At 68.8% G+C, this 17,140-nt stretch carries 17 protein-coding genes, 1 pseudogene and 1 riboswitch; of the genes and pseudogenes, 9 read left to right on the top strand and 9 right to left on the bottom strand.

What is annotated here, in order from left to right; genetic code table 11:
* Nucleotides 1-40 precede the first annotated feature (40 nt).
* From OG817_RS34340 to OG817_RS34330, 3 genes are read left to right on the top strand one after another with little or no spacing between them, the layout of a single operon-like run.
* Nucleotides 41-1,165, top strand: coding sequence for an NAD(P) transhydrogenase subunit alpha (locus tag OG817_RS34340; RefSeq protein WP_396391106.1), 1,125 nt, complete (start codon nucleotides 41-43; stop codon nucleotides 1,163-1,165).
* The gene (locus tag OG817_RS34335) at nucleotides 1,162-1,467 is read left to right on the top strand and encodes an NAD(P) transhydrogenase subunit alpha (protein ID WP_131361547.1); all 306 of its coding nucleotides are present in this window, start codon (nucleotides 1,162-1,164) and stop codon (nucleotides 1,465-1,467) included. Before OG817_RS34340 ends, OG817_RS34335 begins: the two co-directional genes overlap by 4 nt.
* Nucleotides 1,464-2,834: an NAD(P)(+) transhydrogenase (Re/Si-specific) subunit beta gene (locus OG817_RS34330; RefSeq protein WP_406048934.1), complete on the top strand. Its 1,371-nt coding sequence runs from the start codon at nucleotides 1,464-1,466 to the stop codon at nucleotides 2,832-2,834. The genes OG817_RS34335 and OG817_RS34330 overlap by 4 nt, the downstream gene beginning before the upstream one ends.
* A 10-nt stretch (nucleotides 2,835-2,844) precedes the next feature.
* Here OG817_RS34330 and OG817_RS34325 read toward each other — a convergent pair whose 3' ends face one another.
* On the bottom strand, nucleotides 2,845-3,828 hold the full coding sequence (locus tag OG817_RS34325; protein WP_406048932.1) for a LuxR C-terminal-related transcriptional regulator: 984 nt from the start codon (nucleotides 3,826-3,828) through the stop codon (nucleotides 2,845-2,847).
* A gap of 320 nt (nucleotides 3,829-4,148) precedes the next feature.
* On the opposite strand from OG817_RS34325, the gene purF reads away from it, so the two are divergent.
* On the top strand, nucleotides 4,149-5,711 hold the full coding sequence (gene purF / locus OG817_RS34320) for an amidophosphoribosyltransferase (RefSeq protein ID WP_360442350.1): 1,563 nt from the start codon (nucleotides 4,149-4,151) through the stop codon (nucleotides 5,709-5,711).
* 44 nt (nucleotides 5,712-5,755) lie between these two features.
* A complete protein-coding gene (gene purM, locus OG817_RS34315; RefSeq protein WP_406048929.1) occupies nucleotides 5,756-6,844 on the top strand; it encodes a phosphoribosylformylglycinamidine cyclo-ligase in 1,089 nt (362 codons plus the stop codon).
* A gap of 176 nt (nucleotides 6,845-7,020) precedes the next feature.
* Here the strand turns inward: purM and OG817_RS34310 are convergent, their stop codons facing one another.
* From OG817_RS34310 to OG817_RS34300, 3 genes are all read right to left on the bottom strand, one after another.
* Nucleotides 7,021-7,206 carry a DUF3073 domain-containing protein gene (locus OG817_RS34310; RefSeq protein WP_393394111.1) on the bottom strand — a complete coding sequence of 62 codons (186 nt, stop codon included), beginning with the start codon at nucleotides 7,204-7,206 and terminating at the stop codon, nucleotides 7,021-7,023.
* A gap of 205 nt (nucleotides 7,207-7,411) precedes the next feature.
* Nucleotides 7,412-8,218 carry an ABC transporter permease gene (locus tag OG817_RS34305; protein ID WP_406048927.1) on the bottom strand — a complete coding sequence of 269 codons (807 nt, stop codon included), beginning with the start codon at nucleotides 8,216-8,218 and terminating at the stop codon, nucleotides 7,412-7,414.
* Between the two features lie 51 nt (nucleotides 8,219-8,269).
* Complete coding sequence (locus OG817_RS34300; protein WP_406048925.1) at nucleotides 8,270-9,157, bottom strand: ABC transporter ATP-binding protein; 888 nt, start codon at nucleotides 9,155-9,157, stop codon at nucleotides 8,270-8,272.
* 143 nt (nucleotides 9,158-9,300) lie between these two features.
* Between OG817_RS34300 and OG817_RS34295 the strand changes: the two genes are divergently transcribed.
* A complete protein-coding gene (locus tag OG817_RS34295) occupies nucleotides 9,301-10,491 on the top strand; it encodes a histidine kinase (protein ID WP_406048924.1) in 1,191 nt (396 codons plus the stop codon).
* On the top strand, nucleotides 10,488-11,144 hold the full coding sequence (locus OG817_RS34290) for a response regulator (protein ID WP_393394099.1): 657 nt from the start codon (nucleotides 10,488-10,490) through the stop codon (nucleotides 11,142-11,144). Before OG817_RS34295 ends, OG817_RS34290 begins: the two co-directional genes overlap by 4 nt.
* A gap of 101 nt (nucleotides 11,145-11,245) precedes the next feature.
* Here OG817_RS34290 and OG817_RS34285 read toward each other — a convergent pair whose 3' ends face one another.
* Nucleotides 11,246-12,106: a C40 family peptidase gene (locus OG817_RS34285; protein ID WP_406048923.1), complete on the bottom strand. Its 861-nt coding sequence runs from the start codon at nucleotides 12,104-12,106 to the stop codon at nucleotides 11,246-11,248.
* Nucleotides 12,106-12,298, bottom strand: a riboswitch (cyclic di-AMP (ydaO/yuaA leader). (Overlaps the previous gene by 1 nt.)
* 271 nt (nucleotides 12,299-12,569) lie before the next feature.
* Nucleotides 12,570-13,532 carry a threo-3-hydroxy-L-aspartate ammonia-lyase gene (locus OG817_RS34280; protein WP_406048921.1) on the bottom strand — a complete coding sequence of 321 codons (963 nt, stop codon included), beginning with the start codon at nucleotides 13,530-13,532 and terminating at the stop codon, nucleotides 12,570-12,572.
* Nucleotides 13,533-13,626: 94 nt separating this feature from the next.
* Here OG817_RS34280 and OG817_RS34275 point away from each other — a divergent pair, with 94 nt between their 5' ends.
* A complete protein-coding gene (locus OG817_RS34275; protein ID WP_360442327.1) occupies nucleotides 13,627-13,989 on the top strand; it encodes a YciI family protein in 363 nt (120 codons plus the stop codon).
* A gap of 62 nt (nucleotides 13,990-14,051) precedes the next feature.
* Here OG817_RS34275 and OG817_RS34270 read toward each other — a convergent pair.
* The 3 genes and pseudogenes from OG817_RS34270 to OG817_RS34260 form a co-directional block, all read right to left on the bottom strand.
* Nucleotides 14,052-14,198 (bottom strand): annotated as a pseudogene (locus tag OG817_RS34270) (YegP family protein); the annotation flags it as partial.
* Between the two features lie 93 nt (nucleotides 14,199-14,291).
* On the bottom strand, nucleotides 14,292-14,885 hold the full coding sequence (locus OG817_RS34265; RefSeq protein ID WP_406048920.1) for a GNAT family N-acetyltransferase: 594 nt from the start codon (nucleotides 14,883-14,885) through the stop codon (nucleotides 14,292-14,294).
* A complete protein-coding gene (locus OG817_RS34260; protein WP_406048919.1) occupies nucleotides 14,886-15,557 on the bottom strand; it encodes a TetR/AcrR family transcriptional regulator in 672 nt (223 codons plus the stop codon).
* A gap of 91 nt (nucleotides 15,558-15,648) precedes the next feature.
* Here OG817_RS34260 and OG817_RS34255 point away from each other — a divergent pair, with 91 nt between their 5' ends.
* On the top strand, nucleotides 15,649-17,073 hold the full coding sequence (locus tag OG817_RS34255) for an MFS transporter (RefSeq protein WP_406048917.1): 1,425 nt from the start codon (nucleotides 15,649-15,651) through the stop codon (nucleotides 17,071-17,073).
* Nucleotides 17,074-17,140: the final 67 nt, after the last annotated feature.

Below are 17,140 nucleotides of genomic sequence, written 5' to 3'. Positions count from 1 at the left end.
GGCTTTCCGGCGACCCAGTGTTTGGCATAGGTTTCGGCGAGTGAAGATCGCAGTCGTACGGGAGACCAGACCGGCGGAGCGCCGGGTCGCGCTGGTGCCGGAACAAGTCGCGAAACTCATCGAGCTCGGCTACGAGGTGGCGGTCGAGCCGGCCGCCGGCGAACGGGCCCTGTACTCCGACGACCAGTACCGCGATGCCGGTGCCGAGGTCGCCTGGGGCGCCGACCACGCGGCCACCATCGTGACGTCGGTCCAGCCGTTGGAGCGGGAACGCCTGCAGCGGCTGCACGCCGGTACGGCGCTGATGTCGTTCCTGCCGACGAATCCACCGGATGTGGTCCGCACCGCAACCACGGCGAAGCTCACCGCGTTCGCGATGGAGCTCGTCCCGCGGATCTCGCGCGCCCAGTCGATGGACGCGCTGTCCTCCCAGGCGCTGGTCGCCGGGTACCGCGCCGCGATCGTGGCGGCCGAGCGGCTGCCGCGATTCTTCCCGCTGAGCATGACCGCGGCGGGCACCGTGCCGCCGGCCCAGGTCCTGGTCCTCGGCGCCGGCGTCGCCGGCCTGCAGGCCATCGCGACCGCCAAGCGGCTCGGCGCCGTCGTCAGGGCGTACGACGTCCGGACCGCGGCCGCCGAGGAGATCGCCTCGATGGGCGCGCAGCCGATCGAGCTCGAGCTCGGCACCCTGGACGGCCCCGGTGGGTACGCCCGCGAGATGACGCCGGAACGGGCCCAGCTCCAGCGTGAGCTGCTGACCCCGTTCGTCGCCGCCGCGGACGCGCTGATCACGACCGCCGCCGTACCCGGGCGGACCGCGCCGATCCTGGTGTCGCGAGCGATGGTCGAGCAGATGAAGCCCGGCTCCGTCGTCGTCGACCTGGCCTCCGAGCAGGGCGGCAATGTCGAGGGCTCGGTGGCCGGCACCGAGCTCACCATCGGCAACGCGCTGGTCTGGGGCGGCGCGAACGTCGCCAGCCAGATGGCCGGACCGGCCAGCCGGCTCTACGGTCAGAACATCGCGAACCTGATCCGCCTGATGACCCGGAACGCCTCGTTCGATCCGGACTTCAACGACGAGATCGTCCGGGGCTGCTGCGTCACCCACGACGGCAGCGTGCTCCACGAGCCGACCCGCGAGCTCCTGAAAGGACAGTCCCTGTGACCGAGTCCATCGCGCTGCTGACGATCTTCGTCCTTGCGGCGTTCGTCGGGGTCGAGGTGATCAGCAAGGTCTCCTCGACCCTGCACACCCCGCTGATGTCCGGCGCGAACGCGATCCACGGCGTCATCCTGGTCGGCGCCATCATCGTCACCGGGCAGGCCGACTCCGCGATCGTGGTGGTCGTCGGGCTCCTGGCCGTCGTACTCGCGACCGTCAACATGGTCGGCGGATTCGTGGTCACCGACCGGATGCTGCAGATGTTCAAAGGCCCGGGGGCACGCAAGAAGGAGCTGCGCAAGTGATCCCCACCTGGGCCCAGATCGGTTACCTGGTCGCCGCGGTCTGCTTCATCATCGCGCTGAAGGCGCTGTCGTCGCCCCGCAGCGCCCGGACCGGCAACCTGCTCGGTGCCGCCGGAGCGGTGCTCGCCGTCATCATCACCTTCGTCGCCTACAAGCCCGATCACCTGACGCCGATCCTGATCGCGCTGGCGGCCGGCACGGTCGTCGGTGTGGTCGGGTCGCGCCGGGTGCAGATGACGCACATGCCGCAGCTCGTTGCCCTCTTCAACGGTGTCGGCGGTGGCGCGGCCGCGCTGGTCGCGTTGATCGAGCTCGGCGAGGTCAGCGCCGACGCGACGGTGGCCGCGATCGCGACCGCGTTCACCATCCTGGTCGGTGCGGTCAGCTTCTCCGGCTCGATCGTGACGTTCGCCAAACTGCAGGAACTGATGACCACCCGGCCGGTGACGTTCCCCGGTCTGCCGGTGCTCTTCATCGCCTCGATCATCGGCGGGATCGCGCTGGCCGGCTGGCTCGTCTCCGATCCGCGCGTGTGGGTCGGCGTACTGCTCTGCCTGGTCGGTCTCGCGGTCGGCGTGATGCTGGTGCTGCCCGTGGGCGGTGCCGACGTACCGATCGTCATCTCGCTGCTGAACGCCTTCACCGGCCTCACCGTGGCCGCGGGCGGTTACGTGCTCGGCAACACCCTGCTGCTGGTGGCCGGCACGCTCGTCGGCGCCGCCGGTACGTTGCTGACCAAGCTGATGGCGGACGCGATGGGCCGGTCCGTCTTCAACATCCTCTTCGGTGCCGTCCGCGGTGGTTCGACCCTGGGTGGCGGTACGCCGTCCGAGCGGCCGGTCATCTCCGGCGGCGCGGAAGACGTCGCCATCCTGCTCGGGTACGCGAACAAGGTCATCATCGTGCCCGGGTACGGGCTGGCCGTGGCGCAGGCGCAGCACACGCTGCGCGACCTGGTCGACGAGCTGCAGAGCCGCGGCGTGAAGGTCGACTACGCGATCCACCCGGTGGCCGGCCGGATGCCCGGCCACATGAACGTGCTGCTGGCCGAGGCCCAGGTGCCGTACGACCAGTTGCGCGAGATGGACGACATCAACGGCGACTTCAAGTCGACGGACGTCGTCCTGGTGGTCGGTGCCAACGATGTCGTCAACCCCGCCGCCCGGAACACGCCCAGCGCCCCGATCTACGGGATGCCGATCCTGAACGCCGACGAGGCGCAGCGGGTGATCTTCCTCAAGCGCTCCATGCGTCCGGGATTCGCCGGCATCGAGAACGAGCTCCTCTACGACCCCCGGACGACCCTGCTGTTCGGCGACGCCCGTGAATCCCTCACCAAGCTTCTGGCCGCACTGAAGAGCGTCTGACCGGAGCCGGTCAGACCCAGCCGCGCTTCGCTGCCGCCACGCCCAGCTCGAAGCGGCTGGCGGCATTGAGGCGCTCCGACAGGGTCGCGGTGATTCGCCGGGCCGTCCGCAACGAGATGCCCAGCAGACGCGCCACCTGTTCGTCCTTCGCGCCGCCCGCGAGCAGCCGCAGTACTTCGGCCTCGTGGGGCGTCAGGGGCGCGTTGTCCTCCCGGTCGTCCGCGTCGAAGAGCTCGGTGGCGCGGGCCCAGTAGGAGTCGAACAAGGCGAGCGCGACCGAGACCACGGCAGGGCTGCGGTGGATGACCGCACCGACGGTCGGATTCTCCGGGTCCATCGGCATGACCGCGATCTCCTGGTCGAAGATCAGCAGCCGCAGCGGCAGCGTGGGCGTCGCCCGGATCTCGCCGCCGAGCTGGTGCATGGCCGCGGCGTAGTCCAGTGCCTGCTTGGACGAGGTGATGCTCTGGAGATAGACGGTCCGCATCCGTAGCCCGCGCTCGAGCAACGGAACATCCGGCGACTTGTCGAACGGGTGGGTGACGTCGTCGATGTGCGCGGGCACCAGGCCCCACAGCGCGTCCTTGGCCTTCAGGCCCAGCTCTTCGATCCGCCGGGAGGCGTTCGCCCGGCCGTTGAGCACTTCGACGTCCCCACTGCTGCGGGCGGTCAGGAGCTCGTTGTACTGCTCGGCCAGGACCTCGGCCGAGGCTTCGGCTTCCTTGAGCTCGCCGAGCATCTTGTTCAACTCGGTCCGGCGGCGCTCGGCCAGGCCGGTCAGGCCGACCCGCGGGTGCACCGCGTGCTCACCGTCGGGGTTCGTCCAGGTCGGGACGAGCAGCTCCAGCTTGCGGAGCTTCTCCATCAGCTCGTGAACCTCGGTCACCGGCCTTTTTACTAGCGCGGCAATGTTCTCGGGCGTACTGTCTGGGTGGCTGAGAAGGGCGTGATAAACCGCGAAGGTGGCTTCATCAACACCCAGCGGCTCGAGCACGTCCTCCTCCTTCTCAGTCTTGTCGGAACCGACCATATACAGAGCGCGTCGACACAGAGCACTCCTCAGCCGGTTCCGGCTCATTTTCGAAGGGACAGATGTGTGATCAGGAAATTGCTCATTGTAGTTGGTGTGGCCGCGGTGCTGACATTGGGCGGCGCCCCACTCACCGCGTCGGCGGCCGGAGGCAGTGAACCGGGCTGTATCCCGGTGCTCTGCTGGTGACCGTAGCTTTCCACTGAGTAGTCGTACGACGGGCTCCCTGTGCCCGGCCATCGGATCGGGCCAGGGCACCCCGTGACGTCCCGTAGACTGACGCCGTGGCTCGTGGCGATGGTCGGCTAACCCATGACCTTGACCCGCAGGACCTGGGACCGCAGGACGCGTGTGGCGTCTTCGGGGTCTGGGCACCGGGGGAAGAGGTTGCCAAACTCACCTACTTCGGGCTCTACGCCTTGCAGCATCGAGGGCAGGAGTCGGCTGGCATCGCAGTCAGCAACGGAAGCCAGATTCTGGTCTACAAGGACATGGGTCTGGTCAGTCAGGCGTTCGACGAGGCGACCCTCGCGTCGCTGCGCGGACACATAGCGATCGGCCATTGCCGGTACTCGACGACCGGGTCCAGTGTCTGGGCCAACGCGCAGCCGACGTTCCGGTCGACCGCGACCGGGTCGATCGCGCTCGGGCACAACGGGAACCTGACCAACACCGGTGAGCTGGCCGAGAGCCTGAACGGCGGCGGCGACCTCGATCTCGGTCTGGACGCCGACGTCGAGCACGCCAAGGCGAACGCGAAGCACGGCGCCTCCTCCGACACCGACATCCTCACCTCGATGCTCGCCGGGTACCCGGACCTGACCATCGAGCAGGCGGCCGCGAAGGTGCTGCCGAAGGTCAAGGGCGCCTACAGCCTGATCTTCATGGACGAGAACACCCTGTACGCCGCTCGCGACCCGCAGGGCATCCGCCCGCTGGTGCTGGGCCGGCTGGAGCGCGGCTGGGTGATCGCCAGCGAGACCGCTGCCCTCGACATCGTCGGCGCCTCGTTCATCCGCGAGGTGGAGCCGGGCGAGATCGTCGCGGTCGACGCCGACGGCCTGCGCTCGACCCGGTTCGCCGAGCCGGACCCGAAGGGCTGCCTGTTCGAGTTCGTCTACCTGGCCCGCCCGGACACCCAGATCTCCGGCCGGCGGATCTACTCCACCCGCGTCGAGATCGGCCGCCGGCTGGCCGGGGAGCACCCGGCCGACGCCGACCTGGTCATCGCCACCCCCGAGTCCGGGACGCCCGGCGCGATCGGGTACGCCGAAGCGTCCGGCATCCCGTACGGATCCGGCCTGGTCAAGAACGCGTACGTCGGCCGCACGTTCATCCAGCCCAGCCAGACGATCCGCCAACTGGGGATCCGGCTGAAGCTGAACCCACTGCGCGAGGTGATCGAGGGCAAGCGGCTGGTCGTGGTCGACGACACGATCGTGCGCGGCAACACCCAGCGCGCGGTGATCCGGATGCTGCGCGAGGCCGGCGCTAAGGAGATCCACGTCCGGATCACGGCGCCGCCGGTCAAGTGGCCGTGCTTCTACGGCATCGACTTCGCCAGCCGCGCCGAACTGATCGCGAACGGGCTCAACACCGAGGAGATCTGCCGCTCGCTCGGCGCCGACTCGCTCGGCTACATCAGCCTGGACGGCCTGATCGCGGCGACCACAGTGCCGAAGGACAAGCTCTGCCGCGCGTGCTTCGACGGGGTCTACCCGGTCGCGCTGCCGGATCCGGAGCAGCTCGGCAAGCACCTGCTGGAGCTGCCGGTGTCCACCGACGTCGACGGCCTGGCCACGGTCTCCGGTGGTGCCGGTGCCGCCGACGCCCTGAGCCGTCCGTAGCCAGATCAGCCCGGCGTACGTCGTACCGCCGGAGTATCGAGGAGATGAACGTGAGCGAAGGCGCGAGCTACGCCGCTGCCGGAGTCGACATCGAGGCCGGTGACCGGGCCGTCGAGCTGATGAAGGAATGGGTGGCGAAGGCGACCCGCCCGGAGGTGGTCGGCGGGCTCGGCGGGTTCGCCGGGCTGTTCGACGCGACCGCACTCACGTCGTACCGGCGGCCGCTGCTGGCGACCTCGACGGACGGGATCGGGACCAAGGTCGCGATCGCGCAGAAGCTGGACAAGCACGACACGATCGGGTTCGACCTGGTCGGGATGGTCGTCGACGACCTGGTCGTCTGCGGTGCCGAGCCGCTGTTCATGACCGACTACATCTGCACCGGCAAGGTGGTCCCGGAGACGATCGCGCAGATCGTGAAGGGCATCGCCGAGGCGTGCGTCGAGGCCGGTACGGCGCTCGTCGGCGGGGAGACCGCCGAACACCCGGGCCTGCTCGAGCCGGACGAGTACGACGTGGCCGGTGCGTCCACCGGTGTGGTCGAGGCCGACGAGGTGCTCGGTGCGGAGCGAGTCCGCGCGGGCGACGTCGTCGTGGCGATGGCCTCCTCCGGCCTGCACTCGAACGGGTACTCCCTGGTCCGCCACGTCTTCTTCAACCGCGCCCGCTGGACGCTCGACCGGGTCGTGCCGGAGCTGGGTATGACGCTGGGCGAGGTGCTGCTGACTCCGACCCGGGTGTACGCGAAGCACTGCCTGGAGCTGATCGCGGAGCTGAACGGCGACGTCGAGGGTGACGCGAAGCCGCTGCACGCGATGTCGCACATCACCGGCGGTGGGTTCGCCGCGAACCTGGCCCGGGTCATCCCCGACGATCTCTCGGTCCGCATCGACCGGTCGACCTGGGCGCCGGCGCCGATCTTCGGCCTGGTCGGGCTGCTCGGCGACGTCGCGCTGCCCGAACTGGAGAAGACGCTGAACATGGGTGCCGGCATGGTCGCCGTACTCGACCCGTCGTCCGCTGACGCCGCGATCGCCGAGCTGGCGTCCCGCGACATCCCGGCCTGGGTCTGCGGCGAGGTCACCGCGATGCCCGGCGGCACGGTCGCCTTGGAAGGCACCTACGCCAAGTAAGGACCCGCGCAGGTAGCTCTCAGGCCGTGCCGACCCAGGCACCGCCCGCTCGAGCAACCGATTTCTGGGTAGGCTCGACCGCTCCGGGTGGTGCTGGTGTGGTGGAACACGTCGGGCGCACGGTCAGCCTGCTCAGCACCCGAGGGCACTGAGCAGGTCAGCCGAGCTGTCGTTGCTTACCGACGGGGGTGGTATTCGTCGGCGTCGTATTCGTCGCCGTCGTTGTCGCCGTTCGCAGAACGGTCGCCACCCTGGTCACCGGACAGCTCTTTCTTGAGCTGGTCCAAGTCGGTGTCCCAGGTGCGGTACTTCAGGTCGCGAGCGACCTTCGTCTGCTTGGCCTTTGCACGGCCGCGCCCCATAGCGTCGACCCCCTCGCACAAGTCAACCGGGTACGCAGCGTGGCGCCCACGGATCAGTCGTCAGTAATCGTGCTTCTAGGTTACCCGGACCCGGGGATCGACACACGCACGACCCCCTGGCTGAACCGCCGAAGAGGTCCGATCACCCCGTCGGTGGGGTGTGCCGGTCCCCTCAAACCGGCCCACCCCACCGCGTCGGACCCCGCTACTTGACCTCGCGACGTGAGCTTGCCCACAGTCCGACGATGGTTGGGACAACGATCCAGACCGCGATCGAGGTCAGTGTCTCGGGCACCATGCCGTGCAGGTCGCGGTCCGCGATCCGGCCGAAGGCGCCGAACACGTCCAGCCAGTTCGCGTTGTCCTTGAACAGGGCCGGGCCGGCCAGCGACCAGGCGGTCGGGGCGATGAAGTAGACCAGAATCGCGACCGCGGTCTGGGCGATCACCGCACCGAAGGCGGCAGCCATCACCACGTTGAGCGCGCTGGTCAGGTACGCGCCGGCCAGTGCTCCGCCGAGACCGGCGTACGACGAGCCGTCGCCGCCGACCGCGCCACCGAGCGCTGTACCCGCCAGCGCCAGCAGGTTGGTCACGGTCAGCACCACGATGCTGATGATGATCGCGGACACGAATTTGGCGATCTGCACCCGGACCCGCCGGGGCGACAGCGTGAAGGTGGTCAGCGCTGTGCGCTGGGTCCATTCGCTCGTCATCGCCATCACGCCGATGACCGGCAGCAACAGCATCACGCTGGTGGAGGCCGCACTGAGGAATCCGTCGACGGTGGCTGGGCCCTGCGGCAGGTGGGTCAGTTGCCAGCCGATCGCGATGACGGCCAGCGCCAGGATCGCGCCGATCAGCAACTTGCCGCTGCGGGTGTCCACGGACTTGCGCAGTTCGATGCCGACGAGTTTCAGGAAGGACTGCCCGCGGACGGGCGGAAGACTGGTCGTCGCCTCGCCCCGGTGCTTCGCTGGGGTGGTGGGCGCGACGTCGGTCACGGTGGTCATGGCTATGAGCTCCAAACTCGGTGCTTGATGCTGCTCGTTCAGGAGTGGTGGTCAGGCCGCTTGGGCGGCCGGAGTGGTGAGCTGGAAGAACAGGTCCTCCAGGCCGGCGCCGTCGCTCTGGCGCAGTTCGAGCAGGATCTGGCCTGCTGCCGCGGCGGCGCGGCCGACCTGCTCGGCGGTGGCGTCGACTCGCAGCGCGCCGTCGTGCAGCGGCTCCAGCCGTAGACCGGCCGCGGTCAGGGCCTCGTTCAGGCCGATCGGGTCGAGACCGCGGACGAGCGTGCCGCTGCCGGACAGCAGTTCTTCCAGCGAGCCGTTGGCGACGATCCGGCCGCCGCCGATCACGACCAGCCGGTCGACGGTCGCCTGGACCTCGCCCAGCAGGTGGCTGGACAGGATCACCGTGCCGCCGCGGGAGGCGAAGTCCTGGAGCAGTCCACGCATCCACCGGATGCCCTCCGGGTCCATCCCGTTGGCCGGCTCGTCCAGGATCAGTACGGCGGGATCGCCCAGCAGCGCACTCGCGATACCGAGCCGCTGCCGCATGCCCAGCGAGTACTGCCCGACCCGGCGCTTGGCGGCGTGACTGAGGCCGACGGCCTCGAGCATCTCGTCCACGCGCGTCTTCGGCACCCCGAGCAGGCTGGCGTTGAGCAGGAGCGTCTCCCGTCCACTCCGGCCCGCGTGCTGCGCGGCGGCGTCCAGCATGACGCCGACGACCCGGCCCGGGTTCGGCAGGTCGGCGTACTTCTTGCCGTTGATGGTCGCGGTGCCTGACGAGGGCGGCGTGAGGCCGGTCAGCATCCGGAGTGTGGTGGACTTGCCGGCGCCGTTCGGGCCGAGGAAGCCGGTGATGCTTCCCGGCTGGACGGTGAAGGACACGTCCTGGACGGCAGTGGTGCTGCCGTACCGCTTGGTCAGGTTCTCGACGGTGATCATGACGTCGAGTCAACCGTCACCGGCCCCCTCGGCACATCGGACGACAGGCTCGACCAACCCCCTACGAAAGTCTCTCGGGGACATCCCCGACCCCCACCTGATGGGGGACGAGACGGCGTACTCCGGGCAACTACGCTGACAGAATGCGACGGTTGCGCCGGTGGTACGCCTGGTGGGTCAGGCATGCCCCGCGCCTGCGCGACTTCCTGTACGTCGGCTTCAGCCTGCTCACGATCGCTCTTCAGGCGGCCTCCGGTGACGGCGGCTGGGACCTCAAGGACTGGTACGTCCTGGGCGCCGGCGTGGTGGCGTCGGTGGCGCTGTTCTGGCGCCGGCGGTTCCCGGCCGTCGTGACCGCGATCGGCGTGCTCGCGATGCTGACGGCGGGTCTCGTCGTCCCGATGGGGCTCGCCTTGCTGACCCTGGCGATCCGCCGCCGCGACCTCGTTCTCGCGATCCTCGGACTGGCCGGGTACGCCGCTTACGTCCTCAACATGTGGAGTGAGGGCGGCGGGTTCTGGGTGTCGGTCTTCAGTGGACCATTCCTGATCGGGAGCTGGATCGCGGCCGGCGCCTACATCGGCGCCCGCCGGGATCTGATGGTGTCGCTGCGAGATCGTGCCGAGCGCGCCGAGGCGGAGCGCGAGTTGCGCAGTGAGCAGGCGCGGCTGGGCGAGCGGGCCCGGATCGCCCAGGAGATGCACGACGTGCTGGCGCACAAGGTGTCGCTGATCGCCCTGCACGCCGGCGGCCTCGAGGTGAACCCGGCCGTCGGTCCGGACAAGGTCGAGGGGTCGGCCCGGTTGATCCGGGAGACCGCGCGGCAGGCGATGGAGGATCTCCGCGAGGTTCTCGGCGTACTGCGTTCCGACGTCAGCGTCGACGGGGCCGACCTGACTCCGGTGCCGCGGGCCGCGGACCTGGAGCGCCTCGTGATGGCGTCGCGGGATGCGGGCGTGAGTGTGGCGGGCGAGTTCACGCTGCCGGACGACGTACCGGTGTCGATCGGGCGGACGGTCTACCGCGTGGTCCAGGAGTCGCTGACCAACGTGCACAAGCACGCCCGGGGTGCGTCCACCGAGGTCCTTGTGTACGGCGACCGCGGCGACGGCGTGACGGTGAGGGTGACGAACGTGCGGCCGGTGGCTGCTGGTTCACTGCTCCCGGGCGCCGGTGCCGGACTGGTAGGGCTGCGTGAGCGGGTCCAGCTGGCCGGTGGGCGGCTGTCGACGGGACCGACGCCCGAAGGCGGCTGGCGGGTCGAGGGCTGGCTGCCCTGGCCGGACAACCGGGAGAGTGCCGAGCCTGTGCATGTGGACGAAGGGGAACGATGACGCGGCTGCTGATCGTGGACGACGAGGCGCTGGTCCGGGCCGGACTGAAGATGATCCTGGAGTCGGACGACGAGCTCGAGGTGGTCGCCGAGGCCGAGGACGGTGCCGACGCCGCGCGGATGGTGAAGGAGCACCGGCCGGACGTCGTACTGATGGACATCCGGATGCCGCGGCTCGACGGGCTGGCCGCCACCCGCGAGGTCCAGGCGTTGCCGGATCCGCCGAAGATCGTCGTACTGACGACATTCGACCTGGACGACTATGTGTTCCGGGCGCTGCAGGCCGGGGCGAGCGGGTTCCTGCTGAAGGACACTCCGCCGCGCGAGCTGGTGCAGGCGATCAAGGTGGTGGCGGCCGGCGACGCGATGCTGTCGCCGGCGGTGACCCGGCGGCTGATCGGGCACTTCGCCGCCGACCCACGGGCGGACCGCCGGCGGGCGGCGAAGGAGCGGATCGCCAAGCTGACCGATCGCGAGCGCGAGGTGCTGGTCGAGGTCGGCCGCGGCCTGCAGAACTCCGACATCGGCAGGACGCTGTTCATGAGCGAGGCGACGGTCAAGGCACACGTGTCGCGGGCGCTGGTGAAGCTGGACGCAACCAACCGGGTCCAGGTCGCGATCCTCGCCTACGAGGCCGGGCTGCTGGACGGATAGAGAAACCGGCCCAGGCCGTCGGAGGGGTGGGGGGAACGACGGCCCGGACCGGTTTCGGGGTCAGCGGCGCCCGTGGGGGAGGAGACGCTGACGGGTCGGACTCAGACGCGGCCGAAGGCCACCTTGCTGGTCCAGATCTTCGCCTTCGCGACCGGGCGGCCCGGCCTCGAGGCGTGCCACAGCATGTTTCCGCCGGCGTAGATGCCGACGTGGTACACGCGGCCGCCACTGCTCTTGAAGAAGACGAGGTCACCCGGCTTCGCGGACCTGCGGCTGATGTGCTTGGTCGCGGAGTACTGCGCCCGCGACGTACGCGGCAGCTTCTTGCCGGCCTTCTTGTAGACGTAACCGGTGTACCCGGAGCAGTCGAAGCCGCGCGGGGTCGTGCCGCCGTACCGATACGGCCTGCCCTTCAGCTTCGCGGCCTCCCTGAGCACCCTGGCCCGGAAGGTCGTCGCGGCGGGCTTGCCGTACGGACCGTAGAGGATCCCGCGCTTCGCGGCCCAGGTGAGCCGGCCCCAGGTCTTCGGATCCGTGTAGCCGGTCGCGCGAACGCCCCAGGAGCGCTGGAACTTGATCAGCACCCGGACGGTGCTGGTGCCGAAGTAGCCGTCCGGCCCGAGGTGCAGGGCACGCTGCACGTACGAGACCGTCTTGCCCTTGTCCCCGAACCGGAGGTAGGGGTGGCTGTTGATCGGCGCGTTGCCGCGGATCTGGGCCGGGGTCAGGGTGGTGGTGGCCGCCGAAGCGGGAGCCGGGCTGGTGGTGACGCTGATCGCGGCTCCACCGCCGACAGCAAGACCGACCGACAGGACTGCGGCGGCCGCCCCCCGGGGTGCGCCGGACTTGGTGGTGGTCTTGCGGTGTTTGGCGACGGTCCGGCCGATCGGCCGGACGGTACTGGCCTCGGTAGGCTGGCTGACGGCGCGCGAAAGCGACGTCCGCCGGGCAGTGACGGGCATGGTTGTCTCCCGACGCCTGTGAAGTTAGCTGTCGGGTTCGGGCTGGGAAATCATCGCCCGGTCCGCTCCCGCGGACTTCACCCCAGGGTTTCGACCACTCACGGTCGAGACCCAACCTCCTGGGTCCCCCACCTCTGCCATGGTTCTTCGAGGGGAGCACATGTGCCTGGCAGAGCTCGGCGCTCGCACATGTGCGGTCCGTGTTGTTTACCGAACCGCCGACGACTGTATAACAGAACGATCACGACGCAAACCCTCACATCCACAGGAACCCTCTGGAAAGGCCCTCAACGACTCCCTGACGGATCAGGGAGTTGGGGTGAATACAAGGTGTCCTGAGCGTGTTTGAGCGAGGCTCAGACGGCGAAGCAGCGGCCCGGTGTGACTCCGGTCACATTTCATTGTGGCTCTCTGTGACAACGAGCACAGCGAGTACTCAGGGCACCCTTGGGTGCTTGCGAATTCAGCTATCTCCGAGCAGCTCGCGGAACCGGTCCAGCCCCACGTTCCCGCCGGACAGCACCACCCCGACGCGCTCCGGCAGCCCCTGGATCCGCCCGGCCAGCAGTGCCGCCAGCGCGCTGGCCCCGCTCGGCTCCAGGACGATCTTCAGTCGCTCGAACGCGAACGCCATCGCGGCCACGATCTCGTCGTCACTGACCAGTTCGAAGCTGTCCACCAGTCGCCGGTTCACCGCGAACGTCAGCTCGCCGGGCGACGAGATCGCCTGTCCGTCGGCGATCGTCCGCGGTACGTCGATCTCCACCCGCTCGCCTGCGGCCAACGACCGGGCGTGGTCGTCGCCGGCCTCCGGCTCGACGCCGATCATCCGGATTCCCGGCGACAGCAGCGTCGCCGCGGTCGCGCAGCCGGCCATCAACCCACCGCCGCCGACCGGGACCAGCAACGCGCCGAGCCGGCCGACCTCCTCGATCAGCTCGAGCGCAACCGTCCCCTGCCCCGCCATCACGTCGTAGTGGTCGTACGGCGGAATCAGCGTGAGTTCGCGTTCGGCGGCCAACTCCTTGGCCAGGGCGGCCCGGTCCTGCGTGTACCGGTCGTAGGTGACGACCTCAGCGCCGTACCCACGGGTGGCGGCGAGCTTCGTCGGGGGAGCGTCCTCGGGCATCAGGATCACCGCGGCCGTCCCCGCGATCCGGGCCGCGAGAGCAACCGCCTGCGCGTGATTCCCCGACGAGTACGCCGCCACGCCGTGCTGGAGCTGGTCGGCGGACAACCGGCTGACCGCGTTGTAGGCGCCGCGGAACTTGAACGCGCCGATCCGCTGGAAGTTCTCCGCCTTGAGGAAGACGTGGGCTCCGACCCGCTCGTCCAGAGTCCTCGAGGTGAGGACCGGCGTACGGTGGGCGACCCCGGCGATGCGCTCGGCGGCGGCCCGGACATCTGTGAGACTCAGCTCGGCCATGGGGCGACGCTATCGCGATGTCAAGATCGCCCGGGCGGCTCCGTACTCATCGTCGAGAGGCCCCCGCACCGGGGGCTGTGGTGAAGGAGAGATCGTGAAGTACCTACTGATCATGAACATCAACCCCGACGTTCTCGCCGCGCTGAGTGAGGAGGAGCAGCAGGCGATCGGCGCCGGTCACCAGAAGGTGATGGCGACCATGAAGGAGTCGGGCGAGTTCCACAGCACCGTTGCGCTGGCCGAGCCGGCCAGGTCCACGGTGGTCAAGGTCCGCGACGGCGTACCGGCGGTGACGGACGGGCCGTTCGTGGAGGCCAAGGAGTTCCTCGGCGGCTACTACCTGATCGACGTGGCGTCGGCGGAGCGGGCCCAGGAGCTGGCGGCGATGATCCCGGACGCCGCGATCGAGGGCCTCGGTATCGAGATCCGGCCGGTGGTCTTCGAGGAAGGTCTCTGACCGTTGCCGACAGCAAAGGGGTTCTCCACAGGTTGTGGAGAACCCCTTGTTTTCTGTGGGTTTCAGTCCGTCTGGTCGTCGATCTTCGCCTCGGCGGCGTTCTTCTGGATCGACTCGATCCCGTTCAGCGCCGCGGCCTTGCTCGAGTAGCTCTCGCCGCTGGTCGCGATCACCTCGCCGTTGCCGGCCTTCAGCCGGAACCGGAACTCGCCCGACTTGTCCTTGTAGAGCTCGAACTTCCCCGCCTTCGGCCTACCTCCGTGAGGATTGGTGTCACTGTCCGTGTCGGGAGCGTAGCGCCGTCAGCCAGCCGGAACCTCGCGCACCACGCCGGGCGGGCCGGACCAGCCCGGCCATGGACCGGGCGACGGGCCGTCGCCGTCCGGGCGCTCCTCTTCCACTGTCTTGTACGGCTTCAGCCCGCGCGCCTGGTAGTTGGCCAGCGCGGCCGGACCGTCGAGCGTGTTCGTGTTCACCCAGACGCGGGTGATCGGATCGACGCGCTCGTGCCGCTCGTGCAAGGTCCACGCGTTCCGCAGACCGACCGTCAGCAGGTGGCCGCCGAGCCCACGGCCGATGAACCCGGGCAGCAGTCCAAAGTTCTCGATCTCGACCTCGCTGCCGACCCCGCGCATCGCGACGTACCCGGCCGGAATGCCGCCGGCCCACGGGACGTAGGTCTCGAAACCGGGGCGGCTCAGCCAGTCGACCCACTGATCCCAGTTCCAGCCGAGCTTGCCGAACCAGTGCCAGTGGCCGCCGACGGCGGTGTAGAGGTACCGCCCGAACTCCGGTGAGACCTCCTCGACCCGGCGGATCTCCACCGGCTGCTCGCAGGCCGGAACCAGCTCGTCCGGGCTGTGCTGCTGCAGGTAGGTGATGACGCTGAGTGCCAACTACTGCTCCTTCGTCAGTACGCCGCAGATGCCCGCGACCACGAGTTCGATCCCCAGAGCGTAGTAACGGTCGGTGGAGGTCGGGCAGATCAGGGTGTCCGCGGCAGCCGTGATCAGCGGGTACTTCCGCGGCGACAGGCCAGCCAGGGCGGCACGCTTCATCCGTAGGGAATCCTCGCGCGCGACCGGGTCAGTCACCTCGCGGGTGATCGGGTCCGTGGTCACCAGGGAGATCAGCGAGCAGACGGACTGCCTGCCGACCTCGGCCGCGTCGTCGATCGAGAATCCGCCCTCGGTGAGCAGTTCCATGATCCGCTCGGACATCGCCAGTCCCGCCTCGGACACCAGGATCCGGGTCAGCGTGAGGTCCGCCAGTTTCGGGTGCGCACGGAGCGCCGTCACGAACGCCGTCAGCACCTCGGTCAACTGTTCGTCCCAGCGCGCGCCGGTCGGCTCCGGCAGTACGACGTCCGCGAGCAGCCGGTCGCCGAGGGCGGCCAGCAGGTCGTCCTTGTCCTTGAAGTGCCGGTACAGCGCCATGGGCGTGACGCTGTGCTGGGTCGCCAGACGGCGGAGGGTGACAGAGGCCGGTCCCTCCACGTCCGCGAGGGCCAGCGCGCTGTCGACGACCTTGTCCGGATCCAAGCGGCGAACGGCTTCTTTGGCAATCACGTTGACAAGTTTACACCGTAGACCTACCGTCTACGTAGTACGCATACAGCGTATACATACAACGTAGACTCTCGTTCTGAGTGAGGTAGGCATGCGACGCAGTCCCTGGGCCACCCTGGCGGTGCTGGCCCTAGCGCAGTTCATCGTGGTGCTCGATGTGACGATCGTGAACGTCGCGCTGCCGCACATCCAGGCGGACCTGAACTTCTCCGCCGACTCCCTGCAGTGGGTGATCAACGCCTACACCCTGCTCTTCGGCGGCTTCCTGCTGCTCGGCGGGCGGATGGCCGACCTGCTCGGGCCGCGCCGGGTGTTCGTCGGGGGCCTGCTGCTGTTCGGTGTCACCTCGCTGGTGGCCGGGTTGTCCAACTCACCCGAGTTCCTGATCGGTGCACGCGCCGTACAGGGTCTCGGCGGGGCGCTGCTGTCGCCGGCGGCGCTGGCGATCCTGACCATGACGTTCGCGCACGGGCGGGAACGGAACATCGCGATGGGCGTGTGGGGCGGTCTTGCCGGTCTCGGTGGAACGCTCGGCGTCGTGGCCGGCGGTCTGCTGGTCGACTCACTCAGCTGGCAGTGGGTGTTCTTCGTCAACGTGCCGATCGTGCTCGCACTGGTCGCACTCATTCCGGTGTTCGTCCCCGACGTACGGCACCACTCCGGACGGCGTACGTTCGACACGCTTGGCGCAGTGCTCGGTACGGCGGGCCTGATGGCGGTCGTGTACGGCGTGGTGCGGTCGGAGCCTGCTGGTTGGGGTTCGTTCGAGGTGGTCGGCGTACTGGTCGCCGGAGTGGCGCTGCTGATCTCCTTCGTCGTGGTGGAACGACGCTCTGCTGCTCCGCTGGTGCCGCTGCGGCTGTTCCGCTCGCGTGCGTTGAGTGTTTCGAGCGCCTCGCTTGCTCTGAACGGTGCTGGGTTCCTCTCTATGTTCTTCCTGACTGCTATCTACCTGCAGCAGGTCCGTGGCGACAGTGCGCTCGACGCCGGTGTGCACTTCTTGCCCATGGGTGGTGCGGCGATCGTCGGGGCGGTCCTGGCTTCGCAGCTCGTGCAGCGCGTTGGTACGCGTACGGTGCAGCTGGCCGGCGCAGTACTGAGCGTGGGCGGTCTCCTGCTTCTCTCGCAGGCCGATGCGTCCGGCAGCTACACCTCCCAGTTGCTCCCCGGGTTCATCATCTTCGGCTTCGGCATCATCGGGGTCGGCGTACCTGGTCAGATCACCGCTGTCTCCGAAGTACAGCCGCAGGAGGCAGGCGCTGCGTCCGGTGTGGTCAACGCGATGTACCAGGTCGGTGGTGCACTGGGTCTGGCCATCGTCACGACCTTGTCCATCACCCACACCACCAACGAGCTGACCCACGGCGCCACTCAGCAACACGCCTTGGAAGCCGGCTTCGAACGGGGCCTTTTGGTAGCCGCCGCCTTCGCCGTAGCCAATGTCCTCCTGACCCTGGCGTCCCCGCAGCTCCAACCCACCTCAGAACAACTAACCGAAGCCACCGCCGCCGCCTGACCCACCCAACAACCCCGGCCGCCTGCGCGGCCGGGGTTGCCTCATGAGCCCCAGGAGGCGGGGTCGC

The sequence above is a fragment of the Kribbella sp. NBC_00889 genome (genome assembly GCF_045207705.1).
Classification (GTDB): Bacteria; Actinomycetota; Actinomycetes; order Propionibacteriales; family Kribbellaceae; genus Kribbella.
This window is presented reverse-complemented; position numbering and strand designations above follow the sequence as displayed.